Source organism: Bacteroides sp. HPS0048, assembly GCF_964240755.1.
Taxonomy (GTDB): domain Bacteria; phylum Bacteroidota; class Bacteroidia; order Bacteroidales; family Bacteroidaceae; genus Bacteroides; species Bacteroides nordii.
Genome location: NZ_CAXSVC010000008.1, coordinates 52839 through 70898 on the forward strand (window position 1 = coordinate 52839; position 18060 = coordinate 70898).

The following is an 18060-nucleotide window of genomic DNA, read 5'->3' on the forward strand; positions in this document are numbered from 1 at the left end:
TGACATTTTCTACACTTATAATTGCGATGCTATAAAGAATTTGCTATTTTTGCAACTTAATAGTTCTAAATTATAACCTTATAGACAATAAATACTATCAATATGGATACAAGTAAGATTGTCGGAGAAAAAATTAAAGCCCTCCGCGAAAATAAATCAATTACGATAGAAGAATTAGCACAGCGCTCCGGCCTGGCAGTAGAACAAGTAGAACGCATCGAAGGGAATATCGACCTTCCGTCACTTGCACCACTGATCAAGATAGCACGTGTATTGGGGGTACGCTTGGGGACATTCCTTGACGATCAGGACGAAACAGGTCCTGTGGTATGCCGTAAGGAAGAAGCCAAAGATTCCATCAGCTTCTCCAACAATGCCATTCATTCGCGCAAGCATATGGAGTATCACTCTTTATCTAAGTCCAAAGCCGACCGCCACATGGAACCGTTCATCATTGATGTAGCTCCTACTGCTGATAATGACTTTGTACTCTCTTCTCACGAAGGCGAAGAATTTATCATGGTTATGGAAGGTATCATGGAAATCAGTTATGGTAAAGCCAGTTATTTGCTGGAAGAAGGTGACAGCATTTACTATGACTCCATTGTCCCGCACCACGTACATGCTTATGAAGGAAAGGCAGCAAAAATTTTGGCCGTAATCTATACACCTATTTAGTGATTAGCGATTAGTGAGAAGTGACAAGTATTGCATATCCATCGTACTTATCTCTTCTCACTAATCACTAATCGCTTATCACTCAACACTTATCACCATTTATCATGCAATTATACAACCGAACTCTCGGCCAATGGCTTGAGCATTGGGCTGAGGAAACTCCCGACAAAGAATACATCGTATACTCCGACCGTAATCTGCGTTTCACATGGAAACAACTTGACCGTCGCGTAGACGATATGGCCAAAGGTCTTATCGCCATCGGAGTAGAAAGAGGCACACACGTAGGAATCTGGGCTGCCAATGTACCCGACTGGCTTACGTTGTTATACGCTTGTGCCAAGATAGGTGCCGTCTACGTAACCGTAAATACCAATTACAAGCAATCTGAATTGGAATATCTCTGTCAGAACTCCGATATGCACACGCTGTGTATCGTCAATGGAGAGAAAGACAGCGACTTCGTACAGATGACTTATACCATGCTTCCTGAATTAAAAACCTGTGAACGGGGACATCTGAAAAGCGAACGTTTCCCCTACATGAAAAATGTGATTTATGTAGGCCAGGAAAAACACAGGGGCATGTATAACACTGCCGAAATTCTGTTGCTGGGAAATAATGTGGAGGACGAAAAGCTGAATCAGTTGAAAAGCCAGGTAGACTGCCATGATGTAGTAAACATGCAGTATACATCAGGAACCACCGGATTTCCTAAAGGAGTAATGCTTACCCATTATAATATTGCCAACAATGGTTACCTTACCGGTGAGCATATGAAATTCACAGCAGATGACAAATTATGTTGCTGTGTGCCGTTATTCCACTGTTTCGGTGTGGTGCTGGCCACAATGAACTGCCTCACCCATGGCTGTACACAAGTAATGGTAGAACGTTTCGATCCACTGGTAGTATTGGCATCTGTTCATAAAGAACGCTGTACGGCGCTTTACGGAGTTCCTACTATGTTCATTGCCGAACTGAATCACCCGATGTTCGACATGTTCGATATGTCCAGCCTCCGTACCGGAATTATGGCAGGTTCTCTCTGTCCGGTAGAACTAATGAAACAGGTGGAAGAGAAAATGTACATGAAGGTAACCAGTGTATACGGACTTACAGAAGCAGCCCCCGGTATGACGGCTACACGAATTGATGACTCGTTTGACGTTCGTTGTAATACAGTGGGACATGATTTTGAATTCACCGAAGTAAAAGTAATTGATCCGGAAACAGGAGAAGAATGTCCGGTAGGAGTACAAGGTGAAATGTGCAACCGGGGTTATAACACAATGAAAGGATATTATAAAAATCCTCAGGCTACGGCCGAAGTTATTGATAAAAATAACTTCCTGCACTCCGGCGACCTTGGTATTAAAGATGAAGACGGTAACTACCGCATCACCGGGCGTATTAAAGACATGATTATCCGTGGAGGAGAGAACATCTATCCACGCGAAATAGAAGAATTCCTCTATAAGTTAGACGGTATAAAAGATGTACAGGTGGCAGGAATTCCCTCTAAGAAATACGGAGAAGCTGTAGGAGCCTTTATCATTCTCCGCGAAGGAGTAAAGATGCACGAATCAGATGTAAGAGACTTCTGCAAAAATAAAATATCCCGTTATAAAATCCCCAAATACATCTTCTTTATCGACGAATTTCCAATGACAGGTAGCGGAAAGATACAGAAGTTCAAATTAAAAGACCTGGGACTGCAACTCTGTAAAGAACAGGGAATCGAGATAATATAGTTCTTGTAACAAGATACTTCAAAATAAAGAAAAAACCAGCTGATTAATTCTCGGCTGGCCTTTTCTTTATTTTTCTTTTCTATTTTACCATAATCTTTTGTACCACATTCACTCCGTCCTTAGACAAATGAACAAAGTAGAAACCTTTTTCCCAATACGACACTGAGACATCTGTTTGTCCGGTAGTCATTACGCCACTCCACACTTTTGTTCCGTTGATACCATAAACAGAGATATGAGTATGCTCCGGAGCTGTTATATGTAACAGATCACTTACAGGATTGGGAGACAAAGAGACAGCCTGAAGGCCCGGATTATGAATAGCGTTTGGACCAGTCTTACCGGCAAAAATAGGTTCACCCGGCTTTTCATTGTAAGCAAACCGATTGACTACGTAATAGCCTCCATCAGCACTTACTGTTATTTCAAACCAGCCATACAACGTATTACCTAAATACTCAAAGGCAAAACCAGCATAAGCAGTACGGCCATACCAGCTGGTAAACTGGCTGGTAGCAATATCCAGCTGATTGGGATAATCTCCGGGAGTAACCCAGTTGGATTTAACCCCAATCTCCGTTCCTTCGGTCAAAGGTGCAATATTCCTTGTATTTTCCAGACAAACCATTGGTTTAAGGTAGGTTTCCAGTTTCAAATGTTTTACACCAAATTCCCAGGCACCATAGCCGTTATCCAAATCTTCGGGAGCATAAAAATAAGTCCAGTTTCCATATTCTTCTCCAGCACCTATCCCGAGATCTCCAATTATAACCTGATATGGATTCAGAAAATCAAAGCTCAATTGCGCTGATAAATTTTCAATATCCGAATGGTTGAATACGGTTGGCTTCAATGTTAATTCGGTTACATCCATATCCTTTGCTTCATGGCTTTCGGCCTTTCCTTTGAAAGATAAAACAGCTTGCTTCTCTGACACAACCTCCAATTGAGAAACCAAACCTTGGGGTACAGTCAATGTATAATCCGTTCCCTCAGTCAAGATACCTGTCCGGTTGAATGTATTATCTCCCATAACAACCATATTTATAGTTTGTGTAATTGTCCCGTCATTCAACTCTGCATTTTCCATCACAGAAGTAGTACCAAATATCAATTCCGATTTGCCCATATCCTCACTCTTTTGTCCGGCTATAATAGCACTTCCCGGAGCTTCATTAAAGGCATAATCCAATAAGGTAAACGAATTACCGTCATCGGCTACAGATATTCTCAGCCAGCCATATAATATCTCACCAGCCAGAGTTCCTTCAAACTGAATACCCACAAATGCAATTTTTCCTTTCCAGTCGGCATACCCCTTAGACACTAAAGTTCCCAAATTCGGATAAGCTCCAATACCTGTTGTCCAATCAGAAGAATCACCAATCTTTTCTCCATAGTTGACTACAGTCAGATTGGTTCTGGCTCCCATCATCTTCTTCTCATACGATTCGATATACAGATTACCGTAATAACTACCCTGGTTAGTATTCCACATCAACCCAAACACAGAATTCTCATATTTTGTATCCAACTTAATAACCTCCCAACCATGGGCAGATGAAATATTGATATCCTCACAATCTACATACTTAATACCATAATCGGGACGACATTCTAACATCAACGGCAATTTACAATCATATAACTCACCACTCTCTAACATTCCATTCTTGAAAATTACAGCCAATTCTATGTTCCGGTCGTTTACTACTGCCTTACCCTGGAAAGACAAAATAAGTTCCGTGTTACTTTTCTTCTGCAGCTTAGGAGTCAGTCCTTCCGGCAGTCCATCAATGACAAAATCAGTACCATACACAAAGTCTTTATCAGCCAGTACTCCATTGATTAATGTGAATTCAAATGTACCATCAAAAGTTCCATCATTGGCAGGTGCCTCCAGAATGTCTCCACGACTGGTCAGAGCGATGCGTTTGGTAGCTTCCTCTATAAAAAAGACCTGATCGGCAGTTTCTTTTTGCCACAACTCTACACGAGCCGGATGATCCAGTGCATCGAGCATCCGGTCTACCTGCCCCTTTGTGAACATGGACGTACGGACATAGGAATAATTCATATAATTCGTCCAGTTCGTCAACTCATTCTCACAATTCCGATCGGCTGCTCCCATCAGAGCCACATCTGCTTTAGGCGTGTCATCTACCCAGTCACCCGGATTAGGTTGTCCTGCCTTATTTGCTTTACAGCCGTCGGGCCAGCGTCCACCATTGTCATCAAAAGTATGAGCCAAGTTCAGGAAATGCCCGAATTCATGGGTTAATACCCGACGGAAATTTTCATCCGTATTCGTTCCGATATAAGCACCATTGTATACTACACGGGCCAGATTTTCTTCCATCATTTCTACATCCGGATACCAGGATACACCCGAATTATTGGTCACTCCATCACCATAAAGATCATTCATCACATACACATTCATATATTTATGATTGTCCCAGACATACAGTGCCATTCGGGGTGCATAATAGTTCCCGAACCCACTTTCAAGACGGTGATACAGAATACCGGTAGTCGCTTCTCCGTCGGGTCCCTTTTCGGCCAACTTGAAAGTAATATTCATATTGGCCTGAAGTTTGTTAAAGTCAGGATTATCATCACCGGAATTTGCTGTTATACCCTGAAAATCTTCATTCGTTTTTCTCAAAGCATCCTTTATTATCTCATCATTGAGCTTTGCCCCATTAAAAGTCTCTCCAAAGATGTGAAACACTACCGGGATTACATAAGAGTCGGGGCGCTCTGTTGACACCCTTGTTTGTGGTAGTTGATTGTGTCTCTTTAAAGCAGTCGGGTTTTCCTCAAAATAACGCTGAATCTGTTCATGGGCACGACATGGCAAAGGTGCTCCCGGTACATAACCCGGAACGTTTTGCGCAGTACCTCCCAAAGCTACTAATAGACACAGTAATGTAGTCCAATAACTTGTTCTGTTTTTCATTGCAAAAAATTTTAAATGGTTTATATAGAATAAGTAGTATTTCAAATTTAGTTCATACTATGACAACGTTTTATTGAAACGCAAATGATCGCAGATTTTCGCAGATTAAATGGCTGCGCTATACTTGAGCGATGATATGCTTTGCGTGAATCTGCGATAATCTGCGTTTCAATAATAATATCATAATAATTTAGAACGATTACTTAATAAATTGTAGTAACTTATAACCCGGCAACAGAAGCTCGCCTGTTGTACTCCTCATACAACATCAGAAGATGTGCAGCCGACCAACTAAAGTGGGGAGCTTTCAACTGCTTACCTGTATATGTTTCGTAGTTTTCATGTATTGCACCATCTCCCTTCAAACCATGGAGCCTGTCGAATACCTGACGGGTATATGCATCCGCCTCCTCCACATAGCCATATCTTCGTAATCCGGAAATAGCAAAATAAGTTTGATCCAACCATATAGGCCCTCTCCAGTATCCCCGGGGCATAAACTTCGGATTATCAGCCGCAACAGTAGGAAAAGGAATATAAGTAGAGAACTTTGTAGAATCCGTAAATAGCTTCATAGCCTCCTTCATCTGCTCCTTGGTCGCGATACCTGCCCAAAAAGGTATATAAGCCTCACTGCCTGGTTCTTTCACGAATGTTCCATCCAACTTTTTATCAAAAAAGAATCCGGACTCTTTATCATAAAAATAAGTACTTATAATATCTGCATATTCCTTTTCATTGAACGGCTGTTTCGCCACTACTGCCAGTTTTTTCAGTAAAGAATACTCATAAGCCAGAAAAGCATTCAGATCAACCGATTCCTGATCAAAACTCCAGGCTGTATCGCTATTCTTGACCATTTTTGCACAATCAAATCTAATGGCATTGTCCATACCACTCTCCCAAGCTGCTGCCTCAATCGTTCCATCTACCGAACCAAACTCACAGATACCATTTGAATCATGATCACGATCCAGATACCACCAATGATAATAATGAAGCAATTGAGGATACATCTCTTCCACAAAAGCAGTATCAGCCGTTGCTTCAAATATCTTATTCACAGCCCATGCAGCCAAAGGTGGTTTACTATCCCTTGCGTTGTTTTCGCGAATGTCCGTATAGATACAATCTATTATCATTCCGTTATCCATTTGATAATCGAACATGGCACGTACTTGATTCTTAGCCAGTTCCGGAGCAAAGTCAACCAATGCAGCAGCATGTTTCCATGAGTCCCAGGCCCAGAATCCCATAAAATAGCCTACAGCATGTGATGGAACCACTCCATCATGTAATAATCCGGCACGGCTACTACGCCAGTTGGCGATAAGAGTAACCACTGCTTTGACTGCAATCCGATCGTACTCCTCCGGCATATCAGATCGCAACACTTTCTCTAAATAACCGTTCCAACACTGATAATGCTTATTGATGAAACCAGAAGGATTCGATTGCATCTTGGCAATAGCACCAAAATCAAACATCTGCCCTTTGATATTCTCCAGGGAAGAGATTACCACATAAATTGGAGATGCAGACGAAACATTTGCCTCATATCTATTACCGGAGAAATGGATCTTTACATTTTCCGGAAAGGTAATCAGATATTGATCTCCGGAGGATGAAGAAAGCATGCATGAATTATTTACTACACTATAAGAAGAATTATCATCTAATGCCTGACCATAAAAACACAACGGTTTATTACTATCCGAAACACATTCCAGCAGCACGTTGGATTTATCAATAAAGAAAAGACGCTGACTTATAGTCCCATGCCCGGAGGAAGAACGCATATACAGCTCTCCCGGGAAATAGACAACAGAATCCGGAGAGAAAACTTCATCGGGAGCTTCAGCAAATCCTACCGTTACCAATGATTGAGAAATCCATCGGCGTGTTTCCAGATCGAAGGGACCGCAAAAGCCATTAATCCATCGTTCCTTTTGTGGTACAGTAAACCCCATCCACGCTCCTTGATCAGAAAACCACCCGCTACAATAAAAAGAGTCATTAGGAGTATAAGATATATCCAAAATATTGTCATACTTATGTACTAACAAAGGATGAGACTCTTTTTTTTGCTCAGAACAATTACTAAAAAGTATACTCACGCCAATCAGTACACAAAATCTTATAATATATTTTCTCATAATCTTTACGAATTTAATTAAAACCATATCTGACGAGCCTGCTCAACTATTCCCTCTAAAGTCCGGATAGGTTGTATAACAAAACTATATTTCCTCATTGACGGAGTAATAGTGTATTCCGGATGTACCTGAGCCCCCCAGCTATTATCTCCACCTACTCCCATTTGCATTTGGTCTATGTTAATCCACACCAAATCTTTCTTCTCTACACTTCCACCATGTCTGCGTTCTACACTGAAAGGGACGTAGTCAATATCATCCTGCATAAAATTCCACGCACTTACAGACAAAGGTTCTGTACCTGTAATCAATAATCCCTTTTGCTCTTTATCACAAAGGGTAAGCCAGCGGGTATCACACTTATTACCGGTCTCCTGTGCACGTACATAAGGATGAAATTGTTCCCATACGCTTGCCTGGTAAAATCCTATGGCAGCAGAAGTCTTACGATCAGCATAATTTTCATGGGGGCCTCTTCCAAACCAGGTCATCTGGTCATACTCTTTTGGAATAATCATACGCATCCCAAAACGAGGCATTTCCGGTAACGGTTTTTGTCCCGGTATAAACGACATTTCCACTTTAATTACTCCGTTTCCGAGAATCTGATAGGCTATTTGCACAAAAGAGTCCTGCTCTTCCAAGCGATATTTGGTAAGTACTTTAACACATATACTATCAGGGTTAGTTTCCATGTCCAACTTAAGAAGCCGGGCAACTTCCATTGTTTTCTTCCATTCCACACTACGTGAGAGCAAACCACTGGGCACATCATTATCTGTAGAGGGTCTCCAAAAATTTGGTCTTAAACCTGCCAGAAGCATTTCTTTACTGCCATATTTCAGAGAAGTCATTTCTCCTGAAACAGTTGAAAACTCTGTTCTGAACAATTTACTTTCGAGTATCAATCCTTTTTCGGTATGCAATACTTTAACGGGTTCATTGGTTTTATTTACATGTTGCCCGCTCTTCTCAATCGGTAGCTGCCATTGATCCATCGCTACAATAAAATCCTTCGGAGCATAAGATTCTTCACGCTTGGTCAACGTTTCAATCTTCAGAAAATATTCTTTTGATGCAGGAAGAAGTTCGCGATAAGGAATTGTTATTTCCCGGGAGGAATTTGCCGGAATAGCAGGAAAATCTAAAACACCCGATTGAATTTCTTCACCGTCTGCTTCAACCACCCATCTCAAATAATAACCTGCCAGATCTATAAAATCGTGGCGATTGGTAACAAATATCTTGTTTTTTGTGAAAGCAACCGGTTCACAATGTACATATTGATAAACCTTCTTTACCTCCCAGATGTGTGGATGAAGTGAACGGTCTGCTGCTACCAGACCATTTGCACAAAAGTTAGAATCATTAGGTACACCAACATATCCCATATCACCGCCATATGCCCAAATATCGTGACCCTTCTCATCCTTTTTAGCAAATGTCTGATCAACCCAATCCCAAATAAATCCACCCTGCAAATTATCATACTTATAAATCAAGTCCCAATAGTCTTGCAGGTTACCTGTACTATTTCCCATAGAGTGTGCATATTCACACATTATCATCGGACGCAACTTCCGTTCATTAACAAATTCGCGCAACCACCAAATCCGGGCATACATAGGACAGTAGATATCCGACAAACCTTCACGGCGAGCTGCTTCATATTGAACCGGACGAGTCGTATCAAAGCTTTTTGTCCAATTATACAGTGTTTCAAAGTTCTTTCCATAACCTGATTCATTGCCTAATGACCATGTAATAATAGCTGTGAAATTACGGTCACGCATCACCATACGTTTCATACGTTCCATAAAAGGACGTTCCCAATCAGGATAATTAGCTAAAGTTCCATCTTCATGATATTCCATTCCATGTGATTCAATATTGGCCTCATCAACCATATAAAGTCCGTATTCATCACACAACTCATACCACTCCGGTCTATTGGGATAATGACTACAGCGAACAGCATTGATATTAAATTGCTTCATCATTTTAATATCTGTAAGCATAGTCTCCAAAGAAAGTGTACGTCCCCGATGTGGATCGTGCTCCTGCCTGTTTACTCCCCTAATTAAAATAGGAACATTATTTATCAAAAGCTGTCCGTTACGTATCTCAACCGTACGGAAACCAATACGATGCCGAAATGCCTCTAAAACATGTCCTTCCTTATCCTTCACACTTACTACCATAGTATAAAGATTAGGCGTCTCTGCATTCCATGCATTCACATTTTTAATAAGATGATCGAAACGCAAAAGAGTATCAGACAAAGAAGTGATAATCTTCTCATCAGAAAATAGAGAATTCTTACCCTCCATCAGCTTCAGTTGCACCCGGTTTCCCACTGCATTTTCAGGTAAGGCCATTGTCAAATCCAATTGTAGATCTCCATCTCTATAATCATTCACCAACTGAGCAGACGCCTTAAAATCTTTCACACGGCACTTTGGTCTGGCGATCAGGTATACACTTCTTTCAATGCCACTATATTTCCAGTAATCTTGTCCTTCTAAATAAGAGCCGTCACTATATCTGAAAACCTGAACCACTACTTTGTTCTTACCGGTTTTCAACAAAGAGGTCACATTAAAGTGTGAAGGAAGACGACTGTCTTCGGCATAACCAACAAACTGTCCGTTTACCCAGCAATAATAAGCAGATTCAACTCCTTCAAAATCCAAAAATACATCCATCCCATTAAAAGATTTTGGTACAATGAAATCTTTGGCATAAATGCCTACCGGATTATAATCTGAAGGAACAAAAGGAGGATTAGTGGGAAAAGGATATTTGACATCTGTGTAGATAGGACAATCGAAACCCTGGAGTTCCCAACTTCCAGGTACCTCAATATCACTCCAGTTCTTTGTATTAAAATCCGGTTTAAAGAAATTCTTAGGACATGCATCTATATTCCGGGAATAAAGAAATTTCCATATTCCATCTAAAGAGACTCTCCGTTCATTAGCCTGTACATCATTGGACAACGCTTTTGCTTCGGAAGGAAAAGAGATAAAATAGGCACACGCCGGCTCTCTGTTAATACCGCTGATTTGTGGATCCTGCCAGGGAACTTGCTCCCCTGCCAACAAAGATGTAGAACAAAACAAACCATGAATGATCAAGTATAAAATATGCTTTTTCATATTCTCAATGTATTATAGTTAAATGGTACACAATAACGTTACAATGAATGGTACGGAAAAATCCAGTAAACACCCATGGACAATAGATACAACTATATATTTTTCTCCGGAATAGCGAGTTATAATAGGAAGAGTAGTATCCATTGTCGTAGCCCCTCCTACTGCGATAGGTGCCAATCTTCCAAAGAAACGAACCAGAAAAGGTGCTGCCAGTAAAGCTATAATCTCTCTCATTATATTGGATAGCAGGGCTATAGTCCCCAATTCGGCTCCTTTATATTCAGTAATAATAATACTTGATAACGAATAATATCCAAAACCCGCTCCCACAGCCATACAATCTACCGGAGAATGCTTATTGAAGAAAACACTACTCATACAACAGCCAACAAGAGTGCCTAAAATAGTCAATACAGGAAGCAAAAAGAATCTTGGATTTACTGTCTTAAAATTCAATAGTATCTGAGGATTATTGCCAACAGTAATACCAACACAAAACATCAAGGCACATAATGCATAAAAACTCAAATCCAGTTGTTCTAAGTACGAAGGATACAAACCGTATAAATTAAGTAAGATACCCAATGCGAAAAACAGTACAATAACAATGCTACTTTTCATTCCTTTCCTCCTTTCACGTCTCGGTATGATATAAAAAGCCACAATCCCCAGGCCCCCAAAACACTACCTGCAACAGCCGCTAATGTAATTACCAGTGCTTCAAGCCCGATCGTATGTAGTCCTTCCAATATCATTTTATTACCACCAACCTCCGTTCCAAGAAGAAATAGAAGAATCCATATTAACCACGTAATAATCCGATGTACAATATTCAGGTTTCGTTTTCTTGATAGATAACCAAGTAATACTCCACTGCCCATCAACCCAATAATAGTAAATATAAACATACAAATTATATAATTCCTATTGAACAACTATTTTAAAAACCTCTGTCCGCTCTTTTCCATTCTCTTCATATTTAACCTGAAGAATATAATTGCCTGAAGCAAAAGATTTCATATCTATTTTATCTATGTCTCCGGAGTATTTGAATAATTCGGTACCTTCTAAACCTAAAATTGAATATTGTCTGATTGGAGAATCTACCTGTATATATAGATAATCTGTTACCGGATTCGGAAAAACTTTTGCTTTCAGAGTATCAGTATTCTGCTGAACAGAAGATCCACCCGACTTTATAACGAAGCCATAGTCGTGTGCAATGCCACTATCCACCCAGCCACAAGGGGTTACTCCGTCCGATTCGTCCGTAACAAAATGTAAGAATAACCTAAACTTGAGTTTCTCGTTCTTTACTGCATTTTCCGGAATAGTAATCTGAAACTGACAATCATGCTCTTTATGTTGCTGCCCAATCGGACTAATAAGCTTGGTATCAACCAATTCATTCTCTTCTAACTCATAATTACCATTCCAATCCATCCAAAGTCTCAGTTTATAGATATCTGAAGAACCCGAATCCCAATTTTCTATTTTTACATTCATCACATGTGTTTTGCCACATTCCAACGCGGCTACATTTTCTTTGGAATAATCCATCCATCCTGTCTCCGAGTAAGAAACATTATTATTAATCCCGGCAAATTCAACCCCTTTTATATAAGCATAGTTACGGTAATCTGATTGAAACAGACACAAATCAGTCTGTTTACCATCCAATACCCCCGATTCACGATAAAGCAGCAGTAAATGAGCAGCAGACCAGCTGAAATGTGGAGATTTCAGCCTTTTCCCGGTACTTGTTTCATAGTTTTCATGAATTGGAGCATCTATACGCAAACCATTAAGGCGATCGAACACTTGTTTTGTATAACCATCGGCCAATTCAGTATAACCATAATTTCTTAATCCATGAATTGCAAAATATACCTGATCCAGCCATATCGGACCTCTCCAATAACCATTCGGCGAAAAATTCGGATGATCAGCCGTAACAGTAGGAAAAGGAATATACGTTGCAAACTTCAAAGGATCAGTTAGATACTTCAAGACACACTCTGTCTGAGCGGGTGTAGCGATTCCTGCCCAAAGTGGAATATAAGCCTCACAACCTTCTACCTGCACAGAACTGTGATTACTCAGCCTTTTATCATAAAAAAATTCTTTTTCTCTATCAAAGAAATAATCGGCTGTCGTTGCTGTCCGATCCGGTTCGTTAAACTCACAGTTGGCTATTATACTCAATTCCTTCAGCAATAGATATTCATGGGCCAGATAAGCATTCAAATCAACAGATTCCTGATTTAAGCTCCAGGCTCTGTTATCATTCTTCAGGATAGAAGAATGATCAAAACGAATCGCATTATCCATACCACTTTCCCAGGCAGAAGCCTCAAGCGTACCATCCACTGAGCCAAATTCACAAAAACCATTTTTATCGTGATCTCTATATTCGTACCACCAACGGTGATATTTCAGCAATTTAGGATATATCTCTTTCACAAAATCAGCATCTAAAGTAGCTTTATAGATTTCGCTCACTGCCCATGCTGCCAATGGCGGTTTACTGTTTCGTTCATTATTTTCTTTTTTATCGGTATAGATGCAATCGATGATCATCCCTTCTGAAGTCTGATAATCGAACATTGCACGAACCTGATCTTTAGCAAGGTTAGGTTCAAACAGGCTTAATGCTACCGCATGCTTCCACGAATCCCATCCCCAAAAACCGATGAAATAAGACATTGCATGAGAAGGAATAACTCCATCATGAAACAAATCACCTCTGGATGCACGCCAGTTTGTCAACAATGTCACCATAGCTTTTACTGCGATACGATGATATTCTACAGGCATTTCCGGACGTAAAACAGATTTCAGATATTTCATCCAACGATTCGTATGTTCTGTTATATAATTATCAGGATGTAATAATATACCCTGTATCAACTGGGCATAATTATCCGGCCGTTTCGATTCGTAGAAATAAGATATAGTGGCATATCCTTTATGCCCTTCAGGAAGTTTGGCCAAGAGCTTGGAATTCTCATAGGAAAGCTGAATATCCGATGAAAATGTGACGACACACATCTCTCCGGTTGATAGTTTCAAAGACAGAATATTATTCTCCAATCCGGATGACTGTATTCCTTGTAACGAACCATTTGTAATGTAGAGTTCCCGCTTCTCACTGGTTTCACAACTCCATAACGCCGTATACTTATCTACAAAAAATAAGCGTTGTTGTATATTCCCCTGTTGAGAAGAAGAATTCATATATAGTTCTCCCGGAACGTATGTCACGCTATCAGGAGTAAAAGTTTCAGTTGTGATGTCTGCAGTAAATCCGACTTGGAGAATGGCATCCGATATCCATTGCCGGTGATCGAGCTCAAAAGGACCACAAAAACCATTTATCCAGTTATTCTCCGAAGGTAATGTAAAACACATCCATGAACCCAAATCAGAAAAACCTCCTGTAAAATAATCATTGCTGTATGGAGTACACCGGATATCTAAAATATCACTATAAGATTCTACATTATAAATAGCTGTTTGTTGGGTCGCAGAAACTGATATGGAGAAGCAAATGGTATACACCACCACAAACAATAATCGCCACATTTGTACTTTAAATTTCTCTCTAAACATATCAGTATTAAATTTTATCAGTTAATATTAAAAAATAAAAGCTGGTTCGGCCCTCTCTACCAGAATCTTGTATTAAGGTTCTTAGACCATATACAATTGTATTCAGTCACGATCAGTCGAACCAGCTTCTAAATACCCTATAAAGTGTGAAAAATATTATTTAATGATAATATTGGTTCGTTTTACTAATCCATCGTTTGTCTTCACTTGCAGAATGTACATGCCGGAAGCATTACCTGAAATATTGATAGAGTTTCCTGTTATCATTCCTTTTTGTACCAATTTACCATCAACGCTATAAAGCATATATTCGTTGGCATTCTCCAATTTTATAAAGACTTCTCCGTCTGTTGGATTCGGGTATACAGCAAATGCATCAAGTGACGTATTTTCAATAGAGGTTCCGCCATCAAGCTGAACAGTATAATCCTGTAACACACCACCGTCTTGTGTACTGCAAGGATCTGTATAAGGAACATCCGGAGTTTTATAATGCAGATAAGTACGCATTGTAAAAGTCTTGCTGGCATCGGCAGGAACAGTTATTTTTCCGGAAACTACTTTAAAAGAACTCTGCCCCGGTTTTCCTACAGCAATCGATTTTTGAAAAACCGTCTCAGCAGCAGTCAGTTTGCTATCACCATTCCAGTCAAAAAAAGCAGTTACATAATACTCATCTCCGGCACCGGAAGAGAAGTTACAAACGGTAATTTTTAATTCATACTCTTTACCTGCCTCCAACGTAACAACACGCTCTTTGTCCATTGTGTAATCAGCAAAAAGAACATTTTCATCATACGTATTAGAACCGATCTTTCCATCCCATCCTTCAGGAGTTGTAGATGATTCACTCACCATACTATTAATCTCAACTTTTGAGATACAAGCATAAGCACCCCATGTCAATTCAGGTCTACACAATTGAGATTGTGACATCGCTTGCCCAGCTACCATACTAAGTAGCGTAAAGCAGCAAAGTAATTTTTTCTTCATAATTTTAATTTGTTTTGATAATTAATAAATAGACATATGACCGGTAGGAAACCAGTGATCACCTACCGGTCCAATTATTTACTTCAGAATTACAATTTGCTGTAATACAGACTCTTTCGTCTCTATTTTTAAAAGATAAGCACCTTTCGGTTGCTTACTGATATCTATTTGAGAGGTAGTAATATTGTCCTGTTGTACCAAACGACCATCAATACTGTATAAGCTATATTTTACCATATTCATATTTTCACCACCAATATACAAAATGCCATCTGTAGGATTAGGGTAAACATTCATTGCTCCAACTGTATGATCAATTATCATACTGGGATCAGAAGAAACAATCACATAATACTCTTCTAACTGTCCATTTTCCACAGTTCCACAAGGCTGTTCCCCTACCATACTATCAGCATCACCATAATGCATAAAAACACGCATATGTAATTTTTCATTCAGTACTGCATCATCCGGTGCAGTCCATCTGAATTCAACAGTTCCCGGATTATCAGCTGAACCAATGGCAGGAATTGCTATCTTCTGAGATTCCTCTTTTTCAAGTATATTATCATGATTCCAATCAATATAGGCACGTATCACATAAGCATCCTTCGAGTTAGAATTCAGATTCGAATAGGTCACTTTCATTACATATTCTTTTCCTTTCTCTATATGCCCATTCAGTTCCTGATTGTCTCTGAAATCCTCAATAATCTCCGTATTATTCACCTCACCGGTTGTTTCATTAGAGATATTTGCAAATTCCACTTTTTTAATATAAGCATAAGGACGATAAGAAAACTCCGGAACACATACCTCATCAACCGGCTCGTCCGGACCATCAGGAGGTAATACATGGGCGTTCTCTTCACCATATATGATACCATAATCTTCAACATCTCCACTATCGATTTCGCCACAGGGATCTTCTCCGTCTTTGCCTAATGTATAGTGTAACATCACACGGAAACCAAATTCTTTATCCATTACCATATCATCCGGTACAACAATATCAAAAATAAGTACATGCTCTGTACCTGCTTTACCAATCTTACTTATTTTCTGGGGAGCAATCATTTCATCTTGCTGAAATACATAATCACCATTCCAGTCAAACCAGGCACGAACTGTGTAGGGATCATTTTCGCCGGATTTCCAGTTTTGCACAGTAACTTCCAATTTATATGTTTTACCTTTCTCCAGTCCGGCTACATAATCAGCCCGGAAATCTTTATACTGTTGTCCATCAAAGTCCGTATTTCTTTCTATTTGAGCAAACTTAACTTTAGAAATGTGTGCATAAGGAGCAAAACGAGGATTAAATAAACAGTAAGAAGTATACGGATCATTAAACAATACTCCAAAATTAATATTCTGTGCAGTTGGCGTTCCATTCTCCACCTTTAAAACAGAAGTATTCAAAGTTATAGAGACATCCTTATGGCTATCGGAAGCCTGGTGACTTAAGGCTTTTCCACTCATCGTAATCATAGCAGTAACATCACTTGAAAGAGTTACTGTTGCCTGCAAACCTGCCGGCAAATTTGAAATTGTATAATCAGTACCTTCTACCAGTACACCGAGTTTGGCAAATGTCATCCCAGCACTTGCTTCTAACTGTAGAGAACCGCTTACCTCACCTTGATTATCTATAGTTTCGGAAAAATTCTTTCCTTTTACAATCAGAACTACAGGAACAGCTACATAATCATCATTCACTCCGGTTGCAACCAGATTTTCTTCTTGCCACAATTCACTACGAGATAGAGATTCATTTAAATAATATTCCATTCGAGCCACCTGTCCTGCAGTAAAATGCCGATAAGCGTCTGTATAATTCATAAAGTTTTCCCAGTCTGTATAATCTCCTTCACAGTTCACCTGATCAGCCGGCCATTTGGAAGTAGCCACAGGAGGGGTATCTTCAATCCCGTCATTCGGATAAGTACATCCACCCTCAAAGGTGTGATGTAACCCCATAAAATGCCCGAATTCATGAGTCAAAACCCGGCGAAAATTTTCGCTTGTATTATTACCTATATAACTACCGTTGTAGACTACACGAGCCAAGTTTTCCATTGTCATTGAATTGTCCGGTAACCAGGAAACGCCGGAATTATAATAATCCCCATCTGCATAAAGATCTTTCATTATATATATATTCATATATCGACTATTGTCCCATGCATATTTCTGGATCGCTTCATCATATCCTCCTCCATTGCCAAAACCTTTCTCGGCTTCATCATAGAATACAACACCTTTCGTCGGATTTCCGTCCGGATCTATTTTTGCCAAACGAAAAGCAATATTCAATGGCTTTTTTATCTCCTCAAAACGACTGCTTGCCCCTGTCTGGTTGTAATCGGCAGTCAATCCTTGAAAATCTTCATTGGTTTGCTTTAAGGCTTTTTCTATTAAGCTATAAGTCACTTTCAGACGAGAATCATTTGTGGCGTCTGCAAATACATGGAAAACAACCGGAATCACATACTGCCCTTGATGATAAGAGACGTTAGTCCTCGTCGCTACCAGAGCATCTACATTTTCAGTTTCCGCAGTAGGATGTAATTTCCTATACATCTCTTGCTGATGTTCGAATCCACACACATTTTGCTGTGCCGATACCCCGTTTATACTTCCCATTCCAAGAAGTACACCCAGTAAAAACAGTGTATTTTTTTTCATTTTTCAGATATTAAGTGGGCTTGAAAGGTCTTCACAGACCCCTCAAATCCCTGTTAAAC

General features: G+C 39.8%; 10 protein-coding genes. 2 read left to right on the forward strand and 8 right to left on the reverse strand.

What is annotated here, in order from left to right; translation table 11 throughout:
- Window positions 1–102: 102 nt before the first annotated feature.
- Window positions 103–678 carry a helix-turn-helix domain-containing protein gene (locus ACESQI_RS08660; protein WP_002558243.1) on the forward strand — a complete coding sequence of 192 codons (576 nt, stop codon included), beginning with the start codon at window positions 103–105 and terminating at the stop codon, window positions 676–678.
- 104 nt (window positions 679–782) lie between these two features.
- Complete coding sequence (locus tag ACESQI_RS08665; RefSeq protein WP_002558244.1) at window positions 783–2432, forward strand: AMP-binding protein; 1650 nt, start codon at window positions 783–785, stop codon at window positions 2430–2432.
- Window positions 2433–2511: 79 nt separating this feature from the next.
- Here ACESQI_RS08665 and ACESQI_RS08670 read toward each other — a convergent pair whose 3' ends face one another.
- From ACESQI_RS08670 to ACESQI_RS08705, 8 genes are all read right to left on the reverse strand, one after another.
- Window positions 2512–5394, reverse strand: a complete 2883-nt coding sequence (locus ACESQI_RS08670; protein WP_373125790.1) for a M43 family zinc metalloprotease — start codon at window positions 5392–5394, stop codon at window positions 2512–2514.
- A gap of 221 nt (window positions 5395–5615) precedes the next feature.
- Complete coding sequence (locus ACESQI_RS08675) at window positions 5616–7550, reverse strand: trehalase family glycosidase (protein ID WP_373125792.1); 1935 nt, start codon at window positions 7548–7550, stop codon at window positions 5616–5618.
- Window positions 7551–7567: 17 nt separating this feature from the next.
- Window positions 7568–10708: a glycoside hydrolase family 2 TIM barrel-domain containing protein gene (locus ACESQI_RS08680; RefSeq protein ID WP_373125794.1), complete on the reverse strand. Its 3141-nt coding sequence runs from the start codon at window positions 10706–10708 to the stop codon at window positions 7568–7570.
- 18 nt (window positions 10709–10726) lie between these two features.
- Window positions 10727–11329, reverse strand: a complete 603-nt coding sequence (locus ACESQI_RS08685; protein WP_002558248.1) for a lysine exporter LysO family protein — start codon at window positions 11327–11329, stop codon at window positions 10727–10729.
- On the reverse strand, window positions 11326–11610 hold the full coding sequence (locus ACESQI_RS08690) for a LysO family transporter (protein WP_025867060.1): 285 nt from the start codon (window positions 11608–11610) through the stop codon (window positions 11326–11328). The genes ACESQI_RS08685 and ACESQI_RS08690 overlap by 4 nt, the downstream gene beginning before the upstream one ends.
- A gap of 22 nt (window positions 11611–11632) precedes the next feature.
- Window positions 11633–14320 (reverse strand): trehalase family glycosidase, encoded by a 2688-nt coding sequence (locus ACESQI_RS08695; RefSeq protein ID WP_368106683.1) that lies wholly within the window; start codon window positions 14318–14320, stop codon window positions 11633–11635.
- A gap of 156 nt (window positions 14321–14476) precedes the next feature.
- Window positions 14477–15313, reverse strand: a complete 837-nt coding sequence (locus tag ACESQI_RS08700) for a T9SS type A sorting domain-containing protein (RefSeq protein WP_373125797.1) — start codon at window positions 15311–15313, stop codon at window positions 14477–14479.
- Window positions 15314–15391: 78 nt separating this feature from the next.
- Window positions 15392–18001, reverse strand: coding sequence for a zinc-dependent metalloprotease (locus ACESQI_RS08705; protein WP_373125799.1), 2610 nt, complete (start codon window positions 17999–18001; stop codon window positions 15392–15394).
- Between the last annotated feature and the right edge of the window lie 59 nt (window positions 18002–18060).

Excerpts from the sequence above, each read along its gene's own strand:
- ACESQI_RS08660 (WP_002558243.1), top strand. The coding sequence starts at position 103 with ATGGATACAAGTAAGATTGTCGGAGAAAAAATTAAAGCCCTCCGCGAA.
- ACESQI_RS08665 (WP_002558244.1), top strand. The coding sequence starts at position 783 with ATGCAATTATACAACCGAACTCTCGGCCAATGGCTTGAGCATTGGGCT.
- ACESQI_RS08670 (WP_373125790.1), bottom strand. The coding sequence starts at position 5,394 with ATGAAAAACAGAACAAGTTATTGGACTACATTACTGTGTCTATTAGTA.
- ACESQI_RS08675 (WP_373125792.1), bottom strand. The coding sequence starts at position 7,550 with ATGAGAAAATATATTATAAGATTTTGTGTACTGATTGGCGTGAGTATA.
- ACESQI_RS08680 (WP_373125794.1), bottom strand. The coding sequence starts at position 10,708 with ATGAAAAAGCATATTTTATACTTGATCATTCATGGTTTGTTTTGTTCT.
- ACESQI_RS08685 (WP_002558248.1), bottom strand. The coding sequence starts at position 11,329 with ATGAAAAGTAGCATTGTTATTGTACTGTTTTTCGCATTGGGTATCTTA.
- ACESQI_RS08695 (WP_368106683.1), bottom strand. The coding sequence starts at position 14,320 with ATGTTTAGAGAGAAATTTAAAGTACAAATGTGGCGATTATTGTTTGTG.
- ACESQI_RS08700 (WP_373125797.1), bottom strand. The coding sequence starts at position 15,313 with ATGAAGAAAAAATTACTTTGCTGCTTTACGCTACTTAGTATGGTAGCT.
- ACESQI_RS08705 (WP_373125799.1), bottom strand. The coding sequence starts at position 18,001 with ATGAAAAAAAATACACTGTTTTTACTGGGTGTACTTCTTGGAATGGGA.